At 52.6% G+C, this 22,282-nt stretch carries 21 protein-coding genes; 15 read left to right on the forward strand and 6 right to left on the reverse strand.

Annotated features, from left to right (window positions below):
- Positions 1 to 702: 702 nt before the first annotated feature.
- On the reverse strand, positions 703 to 1,521 hold the full coding sequence (locus PNAP_RS22120) for a hypothetical protein (RefSeq protein ID WP_011798233.1): 819 nt from the start codon (positions 1,519 to 1,521) through the stop codon (positions 703 to 705).
- A gap of 476 nt (positions 1,522 to 1,997) precedes the next feature.
- Here PNAP_RS22120 and PNAP_RS22125 point away from each other — a divergent pair, with 476 nt between their 5' ends.
- From PNAP_RS22125 to PNAP_RS22190, 14 genes are all read left to right on the forward strand, one after another.
- The gene (locus tag PNAP_RS22125) at positions 1,998 to 2,429 is read left to right on the forward strand and encodes a hypothetical protein (protein ID WP_011798232.1); all 432 of its coding nucleotides are present in this window, start codon (positions 1,998 to 2,000) and stop codon (positions 2,427 to 2,429) included.
- Positions 2,426 to 3,049, forward strand: coding sequence for a hypothetical protein (locus PNAP_RS22130; protein WP_157040490.1), 624 nt, complete (start codon positions 2,426 to 2,428; stop codon positions 3,047 to 3,049). Before PNAP_RS22125 ends, PNAP_RS22130 begins: the two co-directional genes overlap by 4 nt.
- A 171-nt stretch (positions 3,050 to 3,220) precedes the next feature.
- Entirely contained in the window at positions 3,221 to 3,757 is a 537-nt protein-coding gene (locus PNAP_RS25255) for a hypothetical protein (protein ID WP_011798230.1), read from the forward strand.
- A 287-nt stretch (positions 3,758 to 4,044) separates the two neighbouring features.
- Positions 4,045 to 4,302, forward strand: coding sequence for a hypothetical protein (locus PNAP_RS26245; RefSeq protein ID WP_011798229.1), 258 nt, complete (start codon positions 4,045 to 4,047; stop codon positions 4,300 to 4,302).
- A gap of 756 nt (positions 4,303 to 5,058) precedes the next feature.
- Positions 5,059 to 5,205 (forward strand): hypothetical protein, encoded by a 147-nt coding sequence (locus PNAP_RS27295; protein ID WP_157040491.1) that lies wholly within the window; start codon positions 5,059 to 5,061, stop codon positions 5,203 to 5,205.
- A complete protein-coding gene (locus tag PNAP_RS22140; RefSeq protein WP_011798228.1) occupies positions 5,202 to 6,569 on the forward strand; it encodes a hypothetical protein in 1,368 nt (455 codons plus the stop codon). The genes PNAP_RS27295 and PNAP_RS22140 overlap by 4 nt, the downstream gene beginning before the upstream one ends.
- 406 nt (positions 6,570 to 6,975) lie before the next feature.
- Positions 6,976 to 7,908, forward strand: a complete 933-nt coding sequence (locus PNAP_RS26250) for a hypothetical protein (protein ID WP_157040492.1) — start codon at positions 6,976 to 6,978, stop codon at positions 7,906 to 7,908.
- A 543-nt stretch (positions 7,909 to 8,451) separates the two neighbouring features.
- Positions 8,452 to 9,351 carry a hypothetical protein gene (locus PNAP_RS22155; protein ID WP_011798226.1) on the forward strand — a complete coding sequence of 300 codons (900 nt, stop codon included), beginning with the start codon at positions 8,452 to 8,454 and terminating at the stop codon, positions 9,349 to 9,351.
- Entirely contained in the window at positions 9,348 to 9,899 is a 552-nt protein-coding gene (locus PNAP_RS22160) for a hypothetical protein (protein ID WP_011798225.1), read from the forward strand. The genes PNAP_RS22155 and PNAP_RS22160 overlap by 4 nt, the downstream gene beginning before the upstream one ends.
- The gene (locus PNAP_RS22165) at positions 9,893 to 10,210 is read left to right on the forward strand and encodes a hypothetical protein (protein ID WP_011798224.1); all 318 of its coding nucleotides are present in this window, start codon (positions 9,893 to 9,895) and stop codon (positions 10,208 to 10,210) included. Before PNAP_RS22160 ends, PNAP_RS22165 begins: the two co-directional genes overlap by 7 nt.
- Positions 10,207 to 10,554: a hypothetical protein gene (locus tag PNAP_RS22170; RefSeq protein ID WP_011798223.1), complete on the forward strand. Its 348-nt coding sequence runs from the start codon at positions 10,207 to 10,209 to the stop codon at positions 10,552 to 10,554. Before PNAP_RS22165 ends, PNAP_RS22170 begins: the two co-directional genes overlap by 4 nt.
- Positions 10,555 to 10,881: 327 nt before the next feature.
- On the forward strand, positions 10,882 to 11,097 hold the full coding sequence (locus PNAP_RS22180; protein ID WP_011798222.1) for a hypothetical protein: 216 nt from the start codon (positions 10,882 to 10,884) through the stop codon (positions 11,095 to 11,097).
- A complete protein-coding gene (locus PNAP_RS28020; protein ID WP_083758102.1) occupies positions 11,094 to 11,207 on the forward strand; it encodes a DUF433 domain-containing protein in 114 nt (37 codons plus the stop codon). Before PNAP_RS22180 ends, PNAP_RS28020 begins: the two co-directional genes overlap by 4 nt.
- Positions 11,208 to 12,332: 1,125 nt before the next feature.
- The gene (locus tag PNAP_RS22190; RefSeq protein ID WP_157040493.1) at positions 12,333 to 12,536 is read left to right on the forward strand and encodes a hypothetical protein; all 204 of its coding nucleotides are present in this window, start codon (positions 12,333 to 12,335) and stop codon (positions 12,534 to 12,536) included.
- A gap of 4 nt (positions 12,537 to 12,540) precedes the next feature.
- On the opposite strand, the gene PNAP_RS25260 is transcribed toward PNAP_RS22190, so the two are convergent.
- Positions 12,541 to 13,632 carry a ParB/RepB/Spo0J family partition protein gene (locus PNAP_RS25260; RefSeq protein WP_011798221.1) on the reverse strand — a complete coding sequence of 364 codons (1,092 nt, stop codon included), beginning with the start codon at positions 13,630 to 13,632 and terminating at the stop codon, positions 12,541 to 12,543.
- Between the two features lie 372 nt (positions 13,633 to 14,004).
- On the opposite strand from PNAP_RS25260, the gene PNAP_RS22200 reads away from it, so the two are divergent.
- Entirely contained in the window at positions 14,005 to 14,997 is a 993-nt protein-coding gene (locus tag PNAP_RS22200; protein ID WP_011798220.1) for an ATP-dependent DNA helicase DinG, read from the forward strand.
- Between the two features lie 74 nt (positions 14,998 to 15,071).
- Here the strand turns inward: PNAP_RS22200 and trfA are convergent, their stop codons facing one another.
- From trfA to PNAP_RS22215, 4 genes are all read right to left on the reverse strand, one after another.
- The gene (gene trfA, locus PNAP_RS22205; protein WP_011798219.1) at positions 15,072 to 16,085 is read right to left on the reverse strand and encodes a plasmid replication initiator TrfA; all 1,014 of its coding nucleotides are present in this window, start codon (positions 16,083 to 16,085) and stop codon (positions 15,072 to 15,074) included.
- A gap of 992 nt (positions 16,086 to 17,077) precedes the next feature.
- Entirely contained in the window at positions 17,078 to 18,082 is a 1,005-nt protein-coding gene (locus tag PNAP_RS22210; protein WP_011798218.1) for a ParB/RepB/Spo0J family partition protein, read from the reverse strand.
- A complete protein-coding gene (locus PNAP_RS26260) occupies positions 18,079 to 18,777 on the reverse strand; it encodes a ParA family protein (protein ID WP_011798217.1) in 699 nt (232 codons plus the stop codon). Before PNAP_RS26260 ends, PNAP_RS22210 begins: the two co-directional genes overlap by 4 nt.
- Before the next feature lie 1,308 nt (positions 18,778 to 20,085).
- Positions 20,086 to 21,915, reverse strand: coding sequence for a tyrosine-type recombinase/integrase (locus tag PNAP_RS22215; protein ID WP_011798216.1), 1,830 nt, complete (start codon positions 21,913 to 21,915; stop codon positions 20,086 to 20,088).
- Positions 21,916 to 22,282 lie beyond the last annotated feature (367 nt).

Below are 22,282 nucleotides of genomic sequence, written 5' to 3' on the forward strand. Positions count from 1 at the left end.
ATGTCCAAAAAGATTTTTGATGCAGAAAAATTACGCAGTCGTTTATTTTTTCATGCACCTATAAGAATTTTTCAGCCGACTGTTGATGAGTTTTCGAAGCATTGATCTCGCAAATTTTCACAAAAACATAACGGCATCGAAAACTAAGCCATTTGCGAGACCGTTCAGAATTTCGCCGCCAAAATCTTGAACACTGCCAGAATTATCAACGGCAGTCCGAGGCGAAGGTCAAAACGCGGTACTTCGGTTATTCAAAATTTCTCGAATGGAGTCAATTGGCGGTTTCTTCCTGAGCATTCCGCCCTAGGAGTCTGGGCGCCAGAAAGATTTATACGGGCACGAATTGGTTGAAAGACTGCTCATGGGGTCTGGCCGATGGTGAACGTGTACGTCACCACCGTCGGCACAGTCTGCAAAGACCATTTCAATCAGACCCAAGTGCGTGATTTTGGCAATATTGGTCGGCGCATGGAACAGGAGCACCGGGGTAGCAGGCAGGAAACACCGGGCATTTATCCAGGTTCCGGTCTGTCAGTTAAAGTGTCTGAGCACAGTCCTCGCCCCAGCACCAGCCCAAAAGGCTTGTTCCCAGTTGCAGAAATTTTCTGCACCAACATCCGTTAAATTCCCTTGCGTCTGCAGTCACTAAGGAACAGCAGAGAACACATCCTGTCAAAATTTTAGGGAGTGCTGCCTCGGGTCTTAGCTGTTGGGCTTGTCGGCGACAAGACTTCCAGAACTTCGCCTGAAAGCTGAGTTTTCAGGCAAGGAGTGGATTGCAGCGATTCGAGTTGCTTCGGCCTTGCGCCCTTCGACATCGAATGCATCGCGCCGCTGTGGCGACTCAGAAAATCCACGGATCGCATCCTCCACAATCCGAAGCACCTCATCGCCCGTGAGGCCCGCAGCCTCAGCAACGCGCTGGACTTCGCCCCAAATCATATTGTCGTATGTCGGAACACTGGCCATCGCGGCCAGGACGTCTTTTTTCGCGGGCAAGCGCGTCACGTCGAGCAGGTCGTCTGCATTGATGGAATTACCGGTCTCCCAAACACCCGGAATCCACGCAAAATCCCCGAAGTTCACGTCATCCCGAACCACGGCAACGAGCTCACCTCCTGTCAGCGCCACCCCGGCTTCCACCCGGTATTCGCCCTCCTCTGGATCGTCCGATCGCATGTTTTTGTACACGATGCACATCGTTCCTCCGAGCGGAAACAGACGCTTGATCCACTTGGCCGCTAGGTCTTCAAGACCCGGCCCAACTGTCAAATAGAAACAATGGCGTGGATCAATTTCACCTTTGACGTTCAGCCCAATTTGCCGCAGGAAAGTCGGTGCGAATTTTTGGGGGAACGGCCGGCGACCCGCCAGGAAATTGCTCAGCACCGATTTGTTCAGCCCGACCTTTGCGCACAACTGCCCCATTTCTAAGGGGTGAAGTTCGCACAACTCTTTGATCTGCTCCCGATCAAGGTCCGCGATTGGTGAAACACGTCGCCCAGGTGAAATTTCGTTCATGTTGTTATTTTACATCACATTCCATTGAGTTTCGTTAATTTTCTGATGGGTGTTTGAAACGCATGATTTTGATTTACATTTAGTTCCATCGTATTTCAACAGTTTTCTAAAGGCAGGCAATGAAAATCAAAAACAAAAATTTCTCTAGATCAGCCCATGCATCCACCGGATCGAAGGCAAGGCTCCAACGCAGCCAGGCACACCGCGTTTCCGGGTGGCCAGAAGTGTTGAAAGTGGTTCGGGGCCACCAATGCAAGCTTGTGAGGAAAAGCAAGACCGCAGGGTTTGCGTATTCCAAAAATGAGGAAGCCCCGTCGTCTGGAGGTCTGATGCGAACAGCGCCTTCAGCTGTTTCCTGGTTTGAGTCAAACCGCAACGACAGCATGCGTGATTTACGTATCCCGAGACCGTGGGATTCACCCACCAGTGCACGAAACGGTCTCGATCACGTCAATCAGTCCCACCAGGAAAACATCATGCAACCCTTTCTGACCATTGCAAATGATCATCAAAACATCGCAAGCACAAACTACTTTGATTCCGAGCTTGCCGCCAAAGGCTTCCTCTATCTGTCCTGGAATGCCGGAGCGGGCCGACTGCTGATTCCGGACAGCCAGATGCACATGCTCGCCGAGATGCGAACGGGCAAATATGTCGTTATCTCTGCTGGCCCGTGGCCCGAACAACGCAGGACCAATGGCCTGGAGTTGATGTTTGAGGACAACACTGACTCTCCGTTCAGTTGGCACTTTGGAGCCGAGCAATGCGACCGGATGCTGCCCAGTAAAGACGAAGGTGGCGGCTTTTTCATCACGGCGTGGGGACGGGACGGCTTGCTCGCGAGCTGGCCGGGCAAGTTTCGCAAAGTCAAACGCATTCCCTGCCTCTTGCCGTGGGCAGGAACGTGAGCAATAAATCAAAAAACCGCACGAAGCAGGCGCAGAAACCTAACGCGCCGCTCAAAGCCATTCAAGCCTGCGCCGGGGCGAGCCCGGCGGCATCAAGCCTTAACCCTGCGTTTGACCAAGTGGCCGGACGCAGACCCTCACTGAAATTGGAAAGAAACGACGCCATGAAAACGATGAACCACCTCACGATGAGCACTGGACAGAACCGGGTCAGCCCGCGCAGTGAAGTGCAGCAGGACAGCATGAAGATCTTGACACCCTGGATGCTCAACGCTCTGGCGGATGGCAAGCCGACTCCACTGCCCTACCCTCTGGGGGAAAAAGGTTTTCATGCCCATCTCAGCGTCGATGCAGGTGCATTGTTTTGCACGCTGTTTGGCTCGAAAACCCTCCCGCTGCTGACTTTTGGCGTTGCAATTGACGAGGCTCAATCGAACGTGCTCTGGGGCAGGATGTGCAAGGAGGATGGCGTGGGCAAAGGGCTGACGAAACCTGCTGCGCCCTTGTGCGCCGTTACGCTTCATACCGGATTCACCACCTGTCTCGATGTAGACATGTGGTTTTGGGCCGGCGACTTCGAGCAATGTGTCGCATGGGCCTTCATCGAAAAAATGAAGTGACCCCCGCACGTGCCCTCGTGGCGTACCTCAAAGATGAGGAGGCATCGCAGGGCTCGTCCCGTATTGAGCTTGAATGCATCGAAGATTAGCTCGTGCCGAACTAAACACTAGGTGCAATAAACATATCGGTTCAGCAATTACACAGCAACAACGACATGGGAGAGTGATGACATGAGCAATGACAAAGGTTTTGACGCTTGGTACCGAGACGCTGACATGCCGGAGCAGCGCAACGGCAAATGGTTCGATCTGGAAACAGGCTTGTCTTTCGAGGATTCGTATTTTAATGATGTCGCATCGCCATCGACGCGTACCAAAATGTCATCAACGGCTATCACAGCCCGAGCGGCAGCATCGAAATTTGGGGGTAAGGCGTTGACGGGCACGAAAAAGCAAAAGGAGTGGGGTGAAAAGATCCGCTCTGAGCTTGTGCAGAAGCTTACTCCTGCACAGGCAGAGATCCTTGTACGGTACTATCCGACTGCGAAGTTCTGGATTGAAAACCGAGCAACGCCAAATCTTGGCGCAGCAGCTGAAGAAGCCCATGCACTGATCATGCAAGGTCATCAGTTGTTGCTACAAGCTGATGCTGAACTCGTTTGCGAAGGCCGTTACATCAAAAGTTTCGGCAGGTATCACGAAATCATGGCTGAACGCAGCAAAGTAAGGGATCGTCTTCACCAGATACTGGTCCTGCCGAAGCACTAACTTTTCATGTCTTCGGTTCGCCTGGGTTCAAGGGTGCGTTTGCCTTTTTAAATGGTTTTGTTGCACAAATATCAATAAGGGCGAGTTCACCCATACTCAGACATAGTCAGGCCACGGCAATCGTTGCAGGCCGGTCGAGTTAGGTTAATCGATTTGGCAGTGCCATCCCTAGATTTCAGGCCGAAAGCAAAACCAAAAACGGCTACGTCCAGGGCATGCTGGCCAAAGGAGTGGCCTAGTGTCAACCCCCTGCACGGGTTTTTGGCTCTCCTAAAAAAGGATGTTCAATGTCTGGTTCGCTGCTGGTCGTCATCACCTATCTCGCTGGAGCTTCTTGGGGACCCGCCAACTCTCTTGCGCTGTTACCTTCCCTCCTGGAGTGCACCCGCTCCCGTGTTTTGGTGGCCGCCAGCATTCAGGCGGTGGCGCGCTCGAACTCGACAACCAGCGTTGAGGTGATTGAGGATGGTGACGATGTGGTTGTGCGTGCTGGCGCGGTCGGCCGGGAAATGGCGAGGCTGTCGTGCGTGACGGTTCAAAAATGAACGTCGGGGATGGGGGCGTCACAGATTGCTGACAACCAAGAAGGGTGCTGGCGTTTTGGGCTTCAGCCTGCCAGATGCGTTCGCACTTTTTTCCTCACCCAAATTAAGGGCAAAGTGCAAAAAGTTGATGGTCAACTTTTCGTTCTTTACTCCATAGTCCGCTTATGAATGTGGGAGCGAGCGGTAAATTTCCCGCTTAGCAAGGAAAACATCGCACTGTTAAAGGGACCTATGCTGCCAAAATTTTTCGACGAATAATCGAAGGACGGTGCCGCACGGTGGCGGTCAAGGCGGGCGCGGAGTCCAACCCAAAATCAAGGGGCCATCCCAAGAGGAAAAGTGGCGGGGGTATTGATGTTTAGCGTGTAGGGTTAGGCATATGTTCAGCCCCATTTCGAGTCATGTAAAAGGACGCCAGCCTCATATCGACACCTATGCCACCACGAAGCGACTAAATATTTTTTAGAACATTTCTATTTCTTGTCAACCGATGAGATCGGTCTCACGTTGAAAATTAAATGCTGCTAAATTTCTTATTCGGAAGATGCAGCATTGCTGACATAGACCGAGCAAGGACGCAAGATTCCCAATACTTTAGCTCCTCGGTCATGTCGTAGTTGAGCCATCCCTATGGGTATCGTGAAGGCAGCACGATCGATCTAATTATCTAGATCGGGGGTTCACAAGGCGAGAAGTTTTTCTTTTCGCACGAGGGCGGTTGTGGACACTGTGCGTCCACCGTTTTCCCCTATTGTCATGAAAAATACCTATTTCATTCGCAGGCATATCTCTGCCTACTTTTCTGTTCCCGTTCCTGTTCCTGAAATTCAGACAATTTCATGCAATGCGCACCATGCGACTTTGAAGATGATTGGCATTACCGCACAAGGCCATGCAGCATGAACACCAGCCACCAACCCAAGAATCCCCAGATCAAACACCAGTTTGCAGTCATTCAGCGCAAGATCAATGGGGCAATGCATACCTTCTTGCCTGCCGCATCGCCGACTCCAGGCTTGCTGAAGGTCGAAAAAGCACTTGGCAAAGCATTGGAGATTCTGGAAAAGGCACCAGAACGTGCAATGTACGCCAGAAATTTGTTCCTCGACACGATTGAACAGCTGCGTAACTCACAGCGTCCTCAGCCGAAAATGCACAAAGAAAAAACTCAATATTGGCAACCGCGAAAACGCGATGGGACCGCAGAAACAAGTCAATTTGAGTTGAAACTCCTGAGCAATCAGCTTTCAAACGTTATAAATGCGCCATATGATGAAGCAGGCAAGGCGCTCCTTCACTCGCTCCGACTGCTCTCATCAGTGGCTCCAGCGTCTTTCGAAGCATATGCTGCTTTTAAACTTCGAAAATGGCTTTGGCCACATTGCGATACTGGTCGCCGACAAGTATTCGATGCTTATCTGCAATCCTGCAAGGAAATCACACAGATACCTGATTTTCCAGCCGATTTCAAAGCCACGTTCGATCGCTTTCACGCGGTGTGGTTGACTGTTCCACCTCAGGCGAAGGCCGGGTTTATTTTTAACACCAGCGTAACAAATCAACGCTATAACACGCAAATCAAACATAAGTACGCACTCATCACGAGCGAGGTCAACGGCAAGGCGCATAGTTTTTTGCCTGCCACATACATAACACCTCAGATTTTCAAGTTTGAAAGATCGCTCAACAAAGTGGTTTCGAGCTTGGACAAAGCGTCTAGGGAAGCTATGACTCTGAGCAAGCAAATGTCAAAACATGTAAGTCGGAAAAATCGAGACAGGTACCATTTGACGTTTACCGATGCCGGAAAACTCCAATTCTGGATACTTTCTCAAGAGGGTGTTTCCACTTCCAAGGCAAAACAGAAGAAAACTTTTTATGGCAAGAATTTTGAGTCAATAAGCTCAACTGAATATGAAAGAAACGTTGACCTCATGTCAAAAGAATTGACCCGTAAAGAGGGACAGCTATTTTTGGCGGCTGGCCAGTGCATGGCTGAAACCTTCCGTCTTTTTGAAGCTGCTACGTGTTATACGCTCGGATATTTGTCTTTTTTTATGCTTGAAAACAAGCATCCTTTCATTCTTGAAAGCGAACGTTGTGCGACTTTCAGTGCGTATATCAACAATTGCCGAAAAAAATTGGTGGAGCCTTATGGCTCCGCCGCTTGTGAAAGAGAGGCAGTGATTGCCTCGTTTGACCGATTCACTGCATTGTGGCTGTCGTTGCCAGCGCCGGCAAAAAGCGCATTCTTCCTCGCACTTTGAGAAAAAAGGAAAAAAATAGGCAGTCGTTAACGAGTCGGTTGTCAATAACAGGTGATTCGGTAAGCAAGTCACAGGCCGTGTGGACTGAAGTCCGTACGGCTAGACATACCATCTTGAAACTGGTGGCATTACCGAGTAAATATATTATTCACTAAGTTAGGCTCTGTTAACGCATTCTGTCGCTCAAGCATATTAACCAGCCAACTGCCCGGCAGTTCTGTTCGAATTCACTAGCTTCAATTCTTTTCTATTGAGAATAGTTAGAAGTAAGCTTGTCATTAATTATAATTAAATGTATAATACATGTATCGGCGGGAACCAGACCCGTACGAGAGCAAGCTGCCAATAAGCAGAGGCGTTCGCTCACTGAAATGTGAGCCCTTCACCAACTTTTGAAGGACCAGAAATGGACGCCACCAACATCCCTGCTGCCCCTGCCCCAATCACGACTGACAACGCCCACGACGTGATTAAAGGAACGCATGAAAAGCTCAAAAAGCTTGGCGACAACTGCTGCGAATTGGAATACATCAAGTTCGCCTCGCCAACATCTGCAATACCCTCAAACCGACTATGGCTGTCTTTGTTGACGTGCTTAACGTCGTCCTCACACGCATTCGACAGCGCAGGTGGCGACTGGCACCAGTACCGCGATGAGCTGCGCAAGCTGTTCAAGGCACAAGTGGATCGCATTGCCGACGAAGAACGCCCGAAGAAAAAAGTTCTTGAAACGCACTCACTGGCCAGTGTGGGCCGAAGCCCAATCGGTCAAAAGCATGCTCGGCTCACTATCATCTCGCGTGTCAAGAAATCCTCCAGCTACTTCACTTATTACAACTGCTTGTGCGACTGTGGAAATCAATACGTTACAACGCTTTTCCGGATGAAAAGCGGACGGACAAAATCATGTGGATGCCTTCACCGTAAGGCATGCCCAGAGCTTCGGGTGACTGGAACACGCGAGCACAACTCGTGGGTGAGTATGAAACAACGGTGCAATTACAAAGACCACACGGAATACCATTTGTACGGCGGTCGAGGGATAAAGGTTTGCGCTCGGTGGAACAAATCCTTCAAGAACTTTTTGGCCGACATGGGTCCTCGTCCCGAGGGAAAGTCGCTTGAGCGGATTGACACTAACGGCAACTACGAACTTTTGAATTGCCGGTGGGCCACTGCTGTTGAGCAAAATCGCAATCGTCGAGACAATGTCATCATCGAGATTGGTGGAGTAACAGCGTGCGTGACCGAGTGGTGCGAGATTTTTAACCTTCCAAAGGGTCGTACGTTTTACCGTATCCGCAAAGGGTGGTCAGCTCACCAGTCACTTTTCGGTTAAGCCCAGACTCGTCTTAATTATTCCAATCCTTGGGGCTTTACGGGTACTTCTTTAGTCATTCTGATTTAAGTTCGCTGGTTAGGCCTATAAACCTTTAAGGGTAAAGACCGCCCGCCAGACCAACAGACTTCACTATCTTCACCTTGGTACGGCTGGTGGGGGTAGGTCAATTCGCCCCACGGTATTCAAATCACATTTTCGGATTTGGTGGGAGTTTTTCGGAGTCGTAATGTTCTTTGTGCTTGTTGTTGGGCTTTAACGGCGTCGTGGAACACGTCGCGTGAGTACGCGCATGCCTGTCAGTGCCTTTCGACATATTTTGGCAACTTGCCAGGAGCGCATAAAGCAATTTCTAGATTTAGAAAAACCGTTCCAATTTGCTAATAAGCACAAAACTATGCATTATTAAGTACCTAAATAACCATTTTAAAAATTAATGCCAAAAATGCATAAAAATGCAGCAAAAGACGGACTTTTAATCCGTAGGTCGCGAGTTCGAATCTCGTTAAGCCCACCACCAGCATTAGTTATGGTGCTACCGAAATGAAAGCAAATATAAAACTAATTGGCAGTCAATCCAAACCCCCCTTAAAACCAGAGGGCGTTTTTCCTTCCAGCCCTCAGCGCAAACGTCAGCTTTCCAAAGACCTGCGGGATATTTTGACTTGTCTTGTATTGTCGGATGGCCCCATCGAGGAGGTCGGCGCAATTTGCGAAAAAAATCCACAAACCGCACAATGGCTCATTCGAAAAATTCAAGATGTGGATGATCTGCGTGTGCGAGACGGAAAAGCGTCAGGCCGTTTCGGCGTTTATGCAGATGTAGCGCGTCAAGCCCTCGCAAGGGTTGGCGCCATGGCCATCCTGGACAAAATCATGGAGGAAAAATTGGCCGAAGATCTGATCGCAAGAATGCGTGCAATGCTAGAAGAACACGCGCGCGTGCCCTTCGGCCTGCCAGACTGCGCCGCTTTTTTTGCAGAACATCCAGCAGAATCTGATGAAATTCTGAGCCGATTGTTCGCCGAGTATGACGCTGGCGCAGGTGACGCTGTGGCACCGGACATTCGCGCGCTTATAAAGCTGCAGCACGTCGCGCGAAAGTATGTGTCTCGTCAGCGCTCCGCAGCGCTGACGCGTTTGGGCGTGCTGCGCACAGCGTACGAATATCCGCCAACCCCACTACGCGCGATGTACCTGGCACTTCGCGGCGTAACGCACGCGGGCGACGAGCATGAATTTTGCGAAGCGCTTGTGCGTGACCACCCCAGCGTTGCTCGTGCACTGATGGCGCAGCTGGTGATTGAGCAGCGCCACGAGCATTTTTACGAAATGCGCCCCGGCGCCTGGCACGACACTGCGGCGGAAATCGACACATTGCGAAGCATGATCGCCCGCACCACGGCCCGAAAGATCCTGGACGATATGGACGGTGCACAATGAGCGCCGCGCTGCGCAAAATGCGCGCCGCGCTGTACGAGTATCTTGACAACGGAGTGGGACCGACCCCGAGCACGCGTACACTTTTCGCCAATCACCCTGCTGAATCCGATGAGCTGTTGAAAATGCTTTTTGCGGAGTACGACGCAGGAGACAAGACCGACCTGGAAATTGAAGCGCTGCTTCGCATACGGCTGGTCACGTGTCTTGTACACACGGAAAAGAGCAGAAAGGCGCGTGCTAGGCAGCACGCGCTCGACGTGGCTTACGCTTTTCCGCCCATTTGCAAAGATGCTACTTTTATGGCTTTGCGCTTTGTCTCGCACCATGCCGAGGATCCGGCGCAGTGCGAAAACCTGGTGCGGGATTATCCCGCAGCAGCTGCGGAATTGCTGGCCACGCTGCTGGTGAGTAAAACGCACGAGCGCTTTTACGCGCGCACCAAGGGCGAATCCGCGCATTTGCAGGCGGAAATCGACACGCTGCGCGCCATGATCGCACGCACAGCAGCCCGCAGGATCATGGACGAAATGGGAGGTGGCGCGTGCTGACCGACCCAACGACCGCCACCGGCGCGCACATTGACATTTATGAGCTCGCCATAACTTTGCGCTACCTGCTCGTGGCGCGCGCGTGTGAAGGTGTTTCGGCGGGGCTCTGGAATGGCACGGTGGAAGACGCCACCCGCCAGCTGGGCGAACTGGTGGCGCGGTGGCCAGGTGCTGCGCGGCTTGCAGTCGAGTTCATGGAAGACTGCAAGCCTCATGGCGCTTTTTACGCCGAGGTGATCTGCACCTTGCGCAGCATGCTTGCCAGGCGTAAAGGTAACGCGCTGATCGCGGAAATGGCGGGTGAGTCATGACGGAATCTGAGTACCTTGTGCGAGACGCAAAAGGGCTTGTGGTTGGCCGGTTCATGGTTGAGTGCCGCACCAAAGCTCCGGATGTGTACAAAAAGGCGTTTGCGCTGCACTACTACGCTATTTTGATGGGTGACCCGCACGGAAAAAATGCGTGCGCGGCGGAGCTCGAAGCAGCAGTAAAAGCCAACCCTGCACATGCGCTGATCGTGATCGAAGCGTTGGAATGCGCGACCGCAGACGGGGCGCGTTACGAAAAGCTGATAAGCACTTTGCATGCAATGCGCGCGCGCTGCCTTGCGCGCAGGCTGATGGATAAAATGGGAGGTGCCGATGGGAGCGCTTGACGACCAAGCACGCGCCGCGGGTGAAGCAAAGCGGCAAGCGGTGCGGCGGAAAATGCTTGAAACTCGCAGCAGAGCGCCGCGACTGTACGTCAAAGCGCTGCTACTGCACCACACTTTTACCGGGTCAATGCCACCAAATCCGATCCTTGCTCAGGAGCTAGAAGCGCTTGTGCTGGACAACGAAAGAGCTGCGCGGGATGTGCTCGGTGCCCTGGAGTGGGCGATCGCCGATGGTGGGAGGTACGAAGGAATAGTAAGCGCGCTGCATTCAATGCTTGCTAGACGCGCCGCGCGCGAGGTAGTGGACGAAATTGAAAGGAGCATGCGATGAAATACCGCGGCTACATCGCGCGCGCGCTTGATGCGGACGAGGACATGGTAAGCGAGCTGCATGAATTTGTCGCCCGTCCGAGCTGCCTGCTGACGGTTCGTGAGCACGTGCTGGAGGTGTTGCACGAGTACGAAATGACGAAGCGCGCAGTGCGCACCAATGCCGCGCGCAGGGTGGCCGCGGACGCATTGAACGAAATCGAAAATAAATGAAGCCATTAATTACTTCAAACCCCGAAATTCTAGGCGGAACCCCTGTATTTACTGGGACGCGGTTGCCTGTCGCTGTGCTTTTTGAAACCTGGCGGATGACCTTTCTTTGAACGAGATTATTGATTCATATCCAACACTGACACGCGCCAACGCAATCGCCACTTTGCAACTGGCACAAGCTCTTATTTCGTCTTCGGATTATCATCCCACCGAAAACTAACCGTCACCGCTTATCTTTCCGGAAACGTAATATTCCGTCGGCCGGGTTACAGGATCCATTATCGATTTCGGAAAATGTCGAAGTCGTGATATTGAATTCGTGCACGTAAAATCGGGTTTCGTCTTCATAAAATCTTGCGGGAGCGATTATTCGGGGGTGGGGCTGAAGGTCTCTTCATCCTCCTTGGGGTTGTTTTCGCTTGTTTTCACTCACCAGGTCCGGGGCTAGAGGCTTTCCCGGCATTTCAACGCCCGTTACCTCTTTCCATCCATCCTGGTTTGTCCCCTGTCTTGCCCTCCCTACGGATTTTAAGGCAGCTATCCATTTTCTTTAGTTGAACTGAAACCGCCTGCAGCGTTTCCAGTCCATTGCCGCCCATCGGTCGCTCGCTACAGGGCCAACGCAGTGTCATCGTGTTAACTCCGTCTTTTGTATGAGAAAAAGTGCTCCTATGCTACTGTTATTGGTAAATGCCATCTGGTATCTGAAAAAGCGTTAACTGAGAAAAAGTGGTAACTGTTAATGGTAAAAAAACGGCAAGGCAAAAGGTACTAATAGGAGGGCACATAAGGCAATTTTTACCAAGACGGGTTGGGCTTTAAAGGCAGATTATTCCAAGAGGTGAGAGCGGTTGGCGGCGGAGGAATTCAATGGGAAATACAAACACAATGGAGCCTCATGCTTTTGATCGTTGTCAGATTCCTCACCGGATGGACCTGGGAGCCCATGGTGTCGACTCAAACTCTGGTTAGCGCGTCAACCTGCACGGCGTCGATGATCACCACCGCAACGCAATCCAAACAACCACAAAAACAAAAAATATCGGGGGGTACGATAATCGAAAATGACAACGCCGGCAAATTAAAGATAATTTCAGGCGTTAATTATGAATTAATTAACGCGATGTGCAACTTACTAAGAGCTAAAGTTGCCCGGTTAACAGGGGTGATGAGCATGTTCACCAGATAGGTATCGTGGGTTTGTTTGGAACTTACGACATTTAAAGGACATGCACATGCCCTTCGATGAATTCATTATCCATGTGTACTGCGAGATTTGTGAAGCCTACGCGGCGGTAGCAAGCATGTGTTTGCGACTGCGCGGCTTTGCCCGAGCCGCAGCGTTGCTTGGGCATGGAATGTTTTGTGCGATGTGGAAGTCGCTTAAGACTCAGGTCAACAAGGCTGAGAAGCACCCCTTTACTAGGGATAAAAAATGATGGGTCACTCGATGCGAACAATCCGCAGCCGCGCCGCGTCCACTTCTTCCAAGCCGTTGGCGTAGGCCACCAGGGCCCACCCTGCCCTGTTGGCCCGCCGGTCCACCACCAGCCGGCCGGTGCGCCCGTCGTCCGCAGCGACAAAGAATACGGGCGCGCCGGTCCCGGGCGCCTGGACAGTACCCGGGGCGGCTTTAGACCTGGCCTGCACCGGCAAGTCCCTCGACGCCGGCGGCTCCTCGATAGGATGGATCGGTTTTTCCGGGGAAGGCTCGCGCATCGGGGGCGCTGTTTCGGGGTCACCGCCCGGCAGCGGCTGGCCGCGCTCCTGAAAAGCCTCCGCCCGGGCGCGCTCGAGCACGATGGAGCCGGTCGGCTTGCCGGTGATCGCGCCGATGATGCGCCTGGCCTCGGTCACGCTGATGAACACGCCGTCCTCCGGCAAGGCGGCCACGACCTCGCTTGGGGTCTTGCCCCACTGGCGGTACAGGTCGTAAAGCGCGCGCATGTCGGATGTGTCCAGGCGAGACGCAAGCTCGGGCGGGAAGTTGCCCGCCTGCCGAAAGGCAGCGACCTGGTAGTCCTTGAGCGCGCACAGCGCGGCAATGTCCTTGGTGCTGGCGCCTTCGGCCACCAGCCGCGCGATGGCCGCGGCCAGGTCAGAGTTGGACAGGTCGGCGCGCTGCTGGTTTTCGACGAGCTGCTCGGCAAAGTCGCCTGGGCCGGCCGGGCGGATCACTGCGGGAATGTCGGGCACTTCGGCGAGCCGGGATGCGCGCAGGCGGCGCGCGCCAAAGGCCAGCAGATAGCGACCCTTGACGGGCGGGCGCACGACGATGGGCTGGACCACGCCATGGGCTCGGATGCTGTCGGCCATGCTTTGCAGCTCGGCCGTGTCAAAGACGGTGCGCGGCTGGTGCGGGTCTTCGTCGATGTCGGCCAGGGGCAGGCGCAGCGCCTCGCCTGGCTGGGCGCTGACAGCGCGCAGGCTGGCGAGCGTGCCCTCAGAAAACCGGGCGCGGGCTTTGAGCGTGACCACGGGCTTCGGCGCGCGTTCAGCAAAGGGCAAAAAGGGGGAAGTGTCGTCAATCATCATGGGTTGAGTGCCATTTTATCGGCGATGACACCCAGCACACGGCGGATTTTTTTACTGGCCTTCTCAAGCGGCAGTGCTTTTCAAACCATTCACCCTTTCGGCGAATGGAAAACCTCCGTAATGCAGAAGCATGCCTGATTTGGATTAATAAATGGTGAAACTGAGCATGCTTTGCACCGTGCAAGACTGCTGGCTTGCTCAGGTCAGCGTGGGTCAAGCACCAAAGCCTTGCAAATGCGAAATCCAGCTTGTGCTGTGCTCCCGCACTTTCACGACGATGGAATCCATTACCCACCTGAGCGGCAAACACCTGCCTGGTCAATCTCACTGCTGTTTAAAGTGATTTGAGGATCGTCATCCACAATCAAGGCCATGAGCTCGCTTGCAATGCAAACCCCAGCTTCGCCAACCGTGCCGGCAACTGGCCCTGCACAGCTGCCGGCCGTGGTGCCCGTGTACGCGTGTGAGCACGGGATCGATGCCGAGCAGCTCGAAGCTGCGCGCATCCGCCTGGAGCTGCTTTACGGCGAAGTCGCCGCTGACTGGCCCGGCTTCATCGCCCGGCCGGGCCAGTACGAGATGATGCAGGCGTGCCTGCTGACATTCCTCTCGGCCAAGTCGCCCGAGGACGAAAAACGCTCCGGCAACCACTTGGCGCAGTTAGAGGCGGGCACGGGCACGGGCAAGACGGTAGCGTACTGCCTGGCGGCCCTTGTCGCGGCCGAGGTGCTCAAGAAAACCGTGATGGTCTCGACCGCCACCGTGGCGCTGCAGGAGCAGCTCATCCACAAGGACCTGCCGCGCTTATCAAGCATCATTCCCGAGTTGACGTTCGACATCCTCAAGGGCCGGGCCCGCTACGTCTGCCAAAGCCGCATGGAAGGCATGATCGAGGGCATAGTGCCCGGCAGCGAACTTGCGGGCGAACTGCAGGACCTCTTTGCCGACAGCCGCAGGCCTACGGCAAGTGTGGTGCGCGACCGTCAAGCGGCCATGCGCTGGTTCAAGAGCAGCGCAAAGAAACTCAACGCCGGCGCCTGGGATGGGGACATTGACTCCCTGGCTCAGTCGCCCAATCCGCAGGATTGGCGACAGGTCCAAGCCAATGCCCACGCCTGCAATGGCGGTCAATGCGAGCACTTTCGCAACTGCGCTTTTTTCAAGGCCAGGCGCCAGGCGGCCGGCGCTACCTTGCAGGTGGTCAACCATGCGCTGGTGCTCGCCACACTGCAGACCGACAGCAGCCTGATCGATGCGGGCAACACCTTGTTTGTGTTCGATGAGGCGCACCACCTGCCGGCCATCGCGGCCGAGCAGTTCCCCTACCGCGCGCGCCTGGGTGCGAGCACCCGGCTGCTATTTTGAGAGGGCTTAGTTGACAGCCTACCCATTCTTTATAACGTATCAACTTCAGACGAAAAAATAATTAATTTCAATCACTATTTTGCCCGTATGAGCTTTGGTTTTAGCTTTTTCTGCACATGAACCGTGTCATCTTTGACAACAAACATGGTCAAGAAACCGACATCGACCAGCTTGGTAAGTGCGTTCTTGATATTTCGTCGGAAACTACTCAAAGAGTCACCTGACCTGCACAACTCATAGAGCTTTTCGACCTTGAATGGAATTGGATCTCTGTGTGAAGAATAAAATGAATGAAGAAATAGCGCGAGGGTTGCGCGAGTTCCAATGCTTTTACGAGTCTCCCATTCCAAAAGTGTGGTGGTGTCTTCCATGAACAGCATCGACACTGTAGGCTCGAATCGAACCATCCACCGCGCATTGCCTTTATCATCAGATGCTGTCCATGCATATTCACGAATTAACGATCCGCTGTACGCCGATTCACTATTGTTAGTGCTGATTTCTATCCCGGTCACTTTTAGACGTTCTATTGACTGCTTAGCGCGCCTGTATGAATCGGAGTGCATACGCCAGCCCATATCTTTTATTAGCTGGTAGCCAGTGAATAACACTGAGTCTGACATAGGCTGATTTCTGGCTAAGTTTATCAACGACATCCAAACCGTTAGATCATCCTGTTGCAGATCTTGACCTGTATAAGAAACGTTGTAATTTGACAAGGAAGCAATATGCAGTTTTGGCAAATACTCACGCTTTTCTGTGTTCCTAACACTGAAAAGGCCGGATCTGATCAAAGGGTTTGGAACTCCCCGGTTATCGTCATCCCACATCGGCAACACAGTTTGCAGCATCCTCGCATCGATGACGCTGCGCTGCCTCATTAAGGCTTCAGTAGTCTTCCTTTTGAGCACTTCCATTGAACTAGCTGCATTTGGCTGGCGAGTGCGTCCAGGGCTCTTAGGCTTGGCCGCTGCATTCGAAACCGATTCAGACTGCTTAGCAGCAGACCCACTTGAGTCTTTAGAATCAAGAAGCAACTCGATGTTATCGAAGTTTAGCTTTACGAAAGATGTTTGGCTGGTGCTCATGTATGACTTTTTTTAATCTGCACGGATTACATGAGATGTAGCGTTAAAGGTCAAGCGTAACTATTAGCGGTGCAACACGTTCCCGACTCCGCTTTCAGATTCATTGAGACAAGTAGCTTTCTAAATTTCATCATGCTGCCGTTTTGTCCACAGAAGCTACAAGATTAAAACAGATTAAGCAAAGACTACAGCAGACTAGGCTCTTCGAAAAGCCATTGGCAGTGCGGTTTTCGGGCTGATTTCAATGATGTACCGCTAATAGCGGTGCATCTTTACGCTAATAGCGATACGTCACATCGCTACTAGCGGTACGTCATACCGCTAGTAGTGGGGGAAAGTTATTCACAGGCGCAGCAGGCAGTTTTTTTACAAGAAATGCAACAGCCTTGCTACTAGCGGAACAACACGTTAGCCTGAAATTATCAATGTCTTAGTGTTTGAATTGATACCTGGAACTCAAACAATCGAGTCGGAAGCATGATGAAAATGTAGAAAGCATAGCGGAGCAACACGTTTTTTGGATGAACTACTAGCGAAACAACACGTATTGATGAAAAGTTGTTGGTCTATACGCCTCAGGATAGAACCTACAAGACAAGATGTCATGTGTTTTTTGCTCTTGCACGTATGAAAAATTATGCGGCCGGCAGGAAAACAAAAAAACTTCTCATTCTTTTGCTTGCAGATAGGCTACTAGCGAATCAACACGTTTTGACGTGCCCTAGCACCTTTTACAACCTTTCTGGAAAAAAGCTATCCTTCGGAGTAGAGAACATCAGCCTTCCAAGTCGTGTTGGTCCGCTAATAGTTTTGGCAGCATAAAGAGCAAAAGTCTCATCTCTGTATGCAGATAAGTGCTTAGCTGGACAGACATCGGTACCTATTGAAGAACTTTGAACGCAATCGCAACACTAACAGGCTCTTCGTCCATTTGGCTTTCCTGACCCCTGCTGATCAGGAGATCGTGAATAAGTTTTGACTGTTATGCAGATTCACTCTGGCGAATCGTTGGAAAGGTTAAAGCGCTCCCTTAGCTCACTGACTAGGCGCTCACGCTCAGCTGGATCAGGCAGCATCACTTCCATTACAACCTTTCCAGAATCCCAATCTTTAATAGTTCCCCGATGAGTGCCATTCATAACAATCTTGTGTTGCCGACTGATTTCTTTTTGCTTTCGGGGCGTCTTTGTTTTCCGAGCCTCCCGCAGTCTAGTCAAGTCGCGTGTGGAAAAATCCCCCGCTGCTACCTTTTGGGCAATGGCAATCAGCTCTGTTTCCGAAAAACCAGACGTCATTAGGCTAAGTTCGTATCCAGCAGTCAACGTAAATTTGTCAGGAGTTTCTTTTAGCACTGACAAAATGCCAGGGGATAAGTTGAGCAGAGCCAGCGTTTTGTTAATCGTTGTTCTAGGTTTGCCAACAAGGGCTGCGATTTCGTCTTGTGTGCCCACCTCCCCCGCTTCTTGCAATTCCTGCCATGACAAAGCGTCATCTAAGGGCGTGCCGCTTTGCCGTTCATCGTTTTCAGCATAACTAAGACGGTAGAGATCGAAGTTGTTTTTAGCTGGTAACAACTTGATTTGAATGTGTGTTGCTCCGTTTTGCAACAGTGCCTTTTTACGATAATGCCCACCAATTAAGATGTAAGAACCTGGATTTTCCCAGTCGAGACATGCCGGTGCCGGAGTCATTTGCCCATCAAGCCGTATAGAAGTTGCACGCTGGTTAACGACTGCAGGGTCGTACAGCTTGCGTGCGTTTCTGGGGTTGTCACGTACCTTGGTAATATCAACGCTCAACACATCAAGCGCAAGCATTTCAACGGTTGAGGAAAGACCTCTTCCCTTTTCTAAAACTGTTACCGCGCTAGGAGGCAATCCAGAAGGTTTCGCACTGACGATTTGCTCAGCCTTTGCCCAGCGAGTATCACTGCTCTTATCTGCGCTCTCCATAAACCCAACTGCACGGGCTGACATGTCGAATTTTCGTTTTGTCATTTGCGAACCTTGATTGTTTTACTTAATCCAAGCAACTTGAGTGTTTCGTCTGCTAACGATTCAATTTCTTTTACTGCATCCTCACCGTTTGAAACAGCATGGGCAGACGAACCCATGACCATTGATCGCGAATAAGCTTTACGGTCACCCATTACGCATGGCATAACGGGAAACTCTTTATCTTTCTTAAGAACGTTCATCAAAGCTTTGTCATCATTCATGTGCATCCGAGTTGCATTGGCGACAACGCGTACAGGGTAATTAAGGCCCATTTCTTCTCTAGCTCTTCGTGCCAGGCGTTTTGCGTTTGGCAACGCAGCCATATCGAGCGGACTTAGTCGCGTTGGTATGAGCGCAAGGTCTGATACAAGAAGCATGCCCCAAGTGGATTTGTTCTCAACCGACGGAGCGCAATCTGCAATGATTACATCGTATTTATTGCTGAATTCCTTTATTTGCTGGATTACACGTTCTCCATATCGATGTCCAGACCAAACTTGTGCTTTTAATCCCTCGCCACCGTTCTCTGTAAGCCATTGGGATGCCGTCTCTTGAGGATCTAGGTCAGCCAGAAGCACACGAAATCCTCGAAGTCCAAGCGTCCCAGCAAGCTGGCAAGAAGTTGTGGTTTTGCCGCTACCACCTTTTTCATTGAAAACACAAATCACCTTAGCTGCAATCGCTGTTTCGTTCACAATTTTTTCCTTAAATGTTCTGCGCAGAACATAGTCTCAAAAAATAATAATTTCAGTAACATTAGAAATAGTAAATTATTTATTTTTTTCATGCAAGTTTTATTTTTGTAAATTTGGAATTTGTACAAAAATATGCGATCTGGTGTCGCGTCAAGCGTATAAAAGCTGCTCTCTTCAAAGTAAGGCGTACCGACAGTTTTTAGTTGACGCGACTCTAGTGTTCTGCGCGGAACATCACCTTAAGAGCGCATTGTTGATATGGACGATGGTTTTTACTTTGGTACACAGCCTAACCCTCCAGTTGATAACGTGCTTGAAGATAGTGTTCAATTGGTTCTCCATGCTGAGATCTGGGTTTTTAACTAGGCTTTTTAACATAGGCGAAAAGTAGAATTCTGAGTTTTTTGGTCGGCATGGATAAAAACAAGTTGAGTGATGGCGAATGGGTCTATCTGATTGGCAAACTGAAGAAAACACCCGGCATCCGGATGGGTTAGTGTTCTAGGCTAAAGCTACTCGTCAGCGCAGGGATGTCGCACATCAAGCCAAACTCGCACGGCATCTATATTCCCTAGATAAGTCTTGAAACAATGTGTATGCCGTTATTGGTTACTGTTTATATTTTAAATAAAATATTGCAAACAAAATTTATAAAAAAGAATATTCTAGAGAGTGTTCTGCGCAGAACACTCTCTAGAAAAATCTCTCGTCAAGTTCGTCGAATCACTTTTTTGCGGTGATTATTTGTCATTTGACAAGGGGATCTAGATACTGGCATAGTTCGTCTGAATCATGTCGAGTGGCACCTTTTTGCTAACGGCCCGAGTGCAAAAAGTGTGACGCTGTTAGTGGGTCGTGGCGTCAAGTATTTGCCCATGCACGTACGTTGGCAAGCTGGAGATCCGTACCGCGCGGGAGCGCTAGATCCGGACATGTTCATATAGATCCAAATATCCCAAGGTTTCCATCAGGTCCAGCGTTAAGTTGAACAAGAGCGCTGTGGGCGGCTCGGTCCAAGTCAAAACTAAGCTGCGCACGCTTAAGGGGTGGCGGCGGCAACGCGGGGACTGATTTGCGGGTCGCCTGGACGCGCCAAGCGGACCTAGCTGAGCGGGCAAGGGAGCAGTGCAGATTGCGCTCTCCAATGGCCAATGGCAGAGCTGCAAATTGGTCGGACCGGCAGTGGTCACCTGGCCGTGGCGTAGATAAGCCTTTGTCAGCGTTGAATTTTTTAATCTGATGCCAACAGTGGTGCATTTTGACCGGTGGATTTGACCATTTGTTGTGTCTAGTTTTTACTGCGACCAGTTACCCGAACGCCTTGCCCAGCTCATCCACCCGTCGCTTGATCGGCGCCCGGCCATAGATAGCCGTGGTGGTCTGAATACTCGCATGCCCCATCTGCGCCTGGATCACATCTAAGGGCACCTCCCGAGCGATGGCCCGGGTGCCAAAGGTATGGCGCAGCCAGTGCGTTGTCGCTCCGGCCAGCCGCTCCCGCTCATTAGCGGGCAGGCTGGAGGCCCGCACCGCTTTGGCGAGCCATCCCCTGACATGCTCGTAGAGCGCCTGGTAACCCACTGGCGCCATCGGGTCCACGGCGCTGGCCAGCAGGCGCGCGGTGGGCGGCGCCGCCTGGATCGAGCCCAGGCCGCGGACTAGCAGATAGTCTTGGAGCGCATGCAGCGCCTGCCCTGGAACGGCCGCGATCCTGTTTTTCGACCCCTTGCCATGCACCTGCATCACCCACCCTTCGGGCTCCATCCTCAGATCCCCGAGGGTGGCTGAAAGAAGTTCTGCCGAGCGCAGCCCGACCGCCTCGACAAACAGCAAGATAAAACGGATCCGGGCGCGCGAAGGAGAGGGCGCCTGGGCGTCGATGAAGCGCAGCACCTCAAGCATCGCCGCCTCGCTCAGCGCCTTGGTGTCCAGCATCTTCTTGCCCGGGTCATCGCCCGTGGACTGGTTGACCAGTACCCAGGGATTGCTAGAGAGATACAGCGCGGATTGAAGCCAGGCGAACATCGAGGCGATGATGACGATGGTCTGGCGACAACTCGCGTGCGAGAGCTGGCCACGAAACGGTGCCCAGCCGCTCTGGCCGGGGGCAGCGCGAGCGCGCGAGATCCAGCGCAGCGGGATGTGCTGCAAAAACACCATGAACGCGCCGCAGTCGGCGACCGTCATCTGGGTCAGTGTCGCCCCCCTGCATTCGTATTGCAGCCATAGCAAGAGGCGGTGTGCCTCGCGCTGGTAGAGCGTCGCCGTAGCCAGCGAGCCGGCGCGGGCCTGGATCCAGCTTTGCACCGCCTGCAGGTCCGAGTCCACGTCCAGCAGCGGGCGCAGCAAAGCTGCATTCGTCACGTTCGCCACCACAAGGTCGCCTGATGTCGCATCCATTTGCTCGTCAGAAGCGCGGGAAAGCGAGGACGTCCCCCACAGCGCAGGCGTCGCCGAGAGCGCAAAAAGCGGTTTGGGTGGTTGCACCTCGCGCGGCAAGAGCGTGGCCAGGTGGCGCTCGATGCGCCTCGCCTTGGCGATGCCGACTGCTGGCAGGGTGGAAAACCAGCGCCCGCCCGCCGAAATTCGGGCGTTCAGCATCCCCAGCGTGAGCAGGCCGGCCGTGACGAGCTTGACCGCCAAAGCCTCGTCAAACCAGCCCGCCACGAGGTCAATAGACTGCGGGGTCTCGGCGGCCAGGCGCTCCAAGCGGCGCAGGAGAGCCAGCTGACGCTCACGAAGGCGCTGGCCGCGAGCGGTTTTGCGCTCCAGCGGAAAGGCTTCGGTGTAGAGCTTGAGCACCTCGCTTTCAGAGAAGCCGTCCAAGCCGTGCTGCTGCGCGAACGCCTCCAGCGATGGTTGCGGCATGCCTACAGGACTCTGGATCCGCAGACCCACCAGGCGCCAGGCGCCGTCGCCCTGGCGCCTGGCCACGGCGCGCACTGCGTCAACGGCTTCGTGGTGCGCCGTCTTGGCTTCATGGCCGTGTTCGATGCCGAGGTAGCGCCGGGCGCATTCGCCCAAGTCCAACCCTTCACTGACGGCGCGCAGGTAAGCAAAGTGGTGCGGGCCCAGGCGGCGCACAAAACGAGCAGTCTTTGCTTGCGCAGGGGCGGTAGAGGAGGGGGTCTCTGTCATGGGCGGGTGGGCTCACTTTGCAAGGAGATCAAGGCTGTGGGTGGCGTTTTCAGGGAAGGGCCCAGCCTGCGGTGGCCAATGGGCAGTTTTGACACAGATATTTTGCCATTACTTTATTGCACTTATCTTAGGGCGGTGTGTTGAAAAAATCCTGTCAGTCGTTCATTCCGCCCGTTCACCACACTAAAGTTGGCCCTACTTTGCAACTAAAGTTGACCCCAGTTTGAGTCTCAGGTCCGGCCATCCATTGCGGGTAGCGCGCGCTGAGCGGAAATGATTTCTTGTCCCGCAGTCTTTACGCACCGCAAATGCGCAGTGGCTTCGTATTTATAGCGCTTGCACCAAGAAATTTCAAGTCAAGTGCGAG

The sequence above is a fragment of the Polaromonas naphthalenivorans CJ2 genome (assembly GCF_000015505.1).
In the GTDB taxonomy this organism is placed as follows: domain Bacteria; phylum Pseudomonadota; class Gammaproteobacteria; order Burkholderiales; family Burkholderiaceae_C; genus Polaromonas; species Polaromonas naphthalenivorans.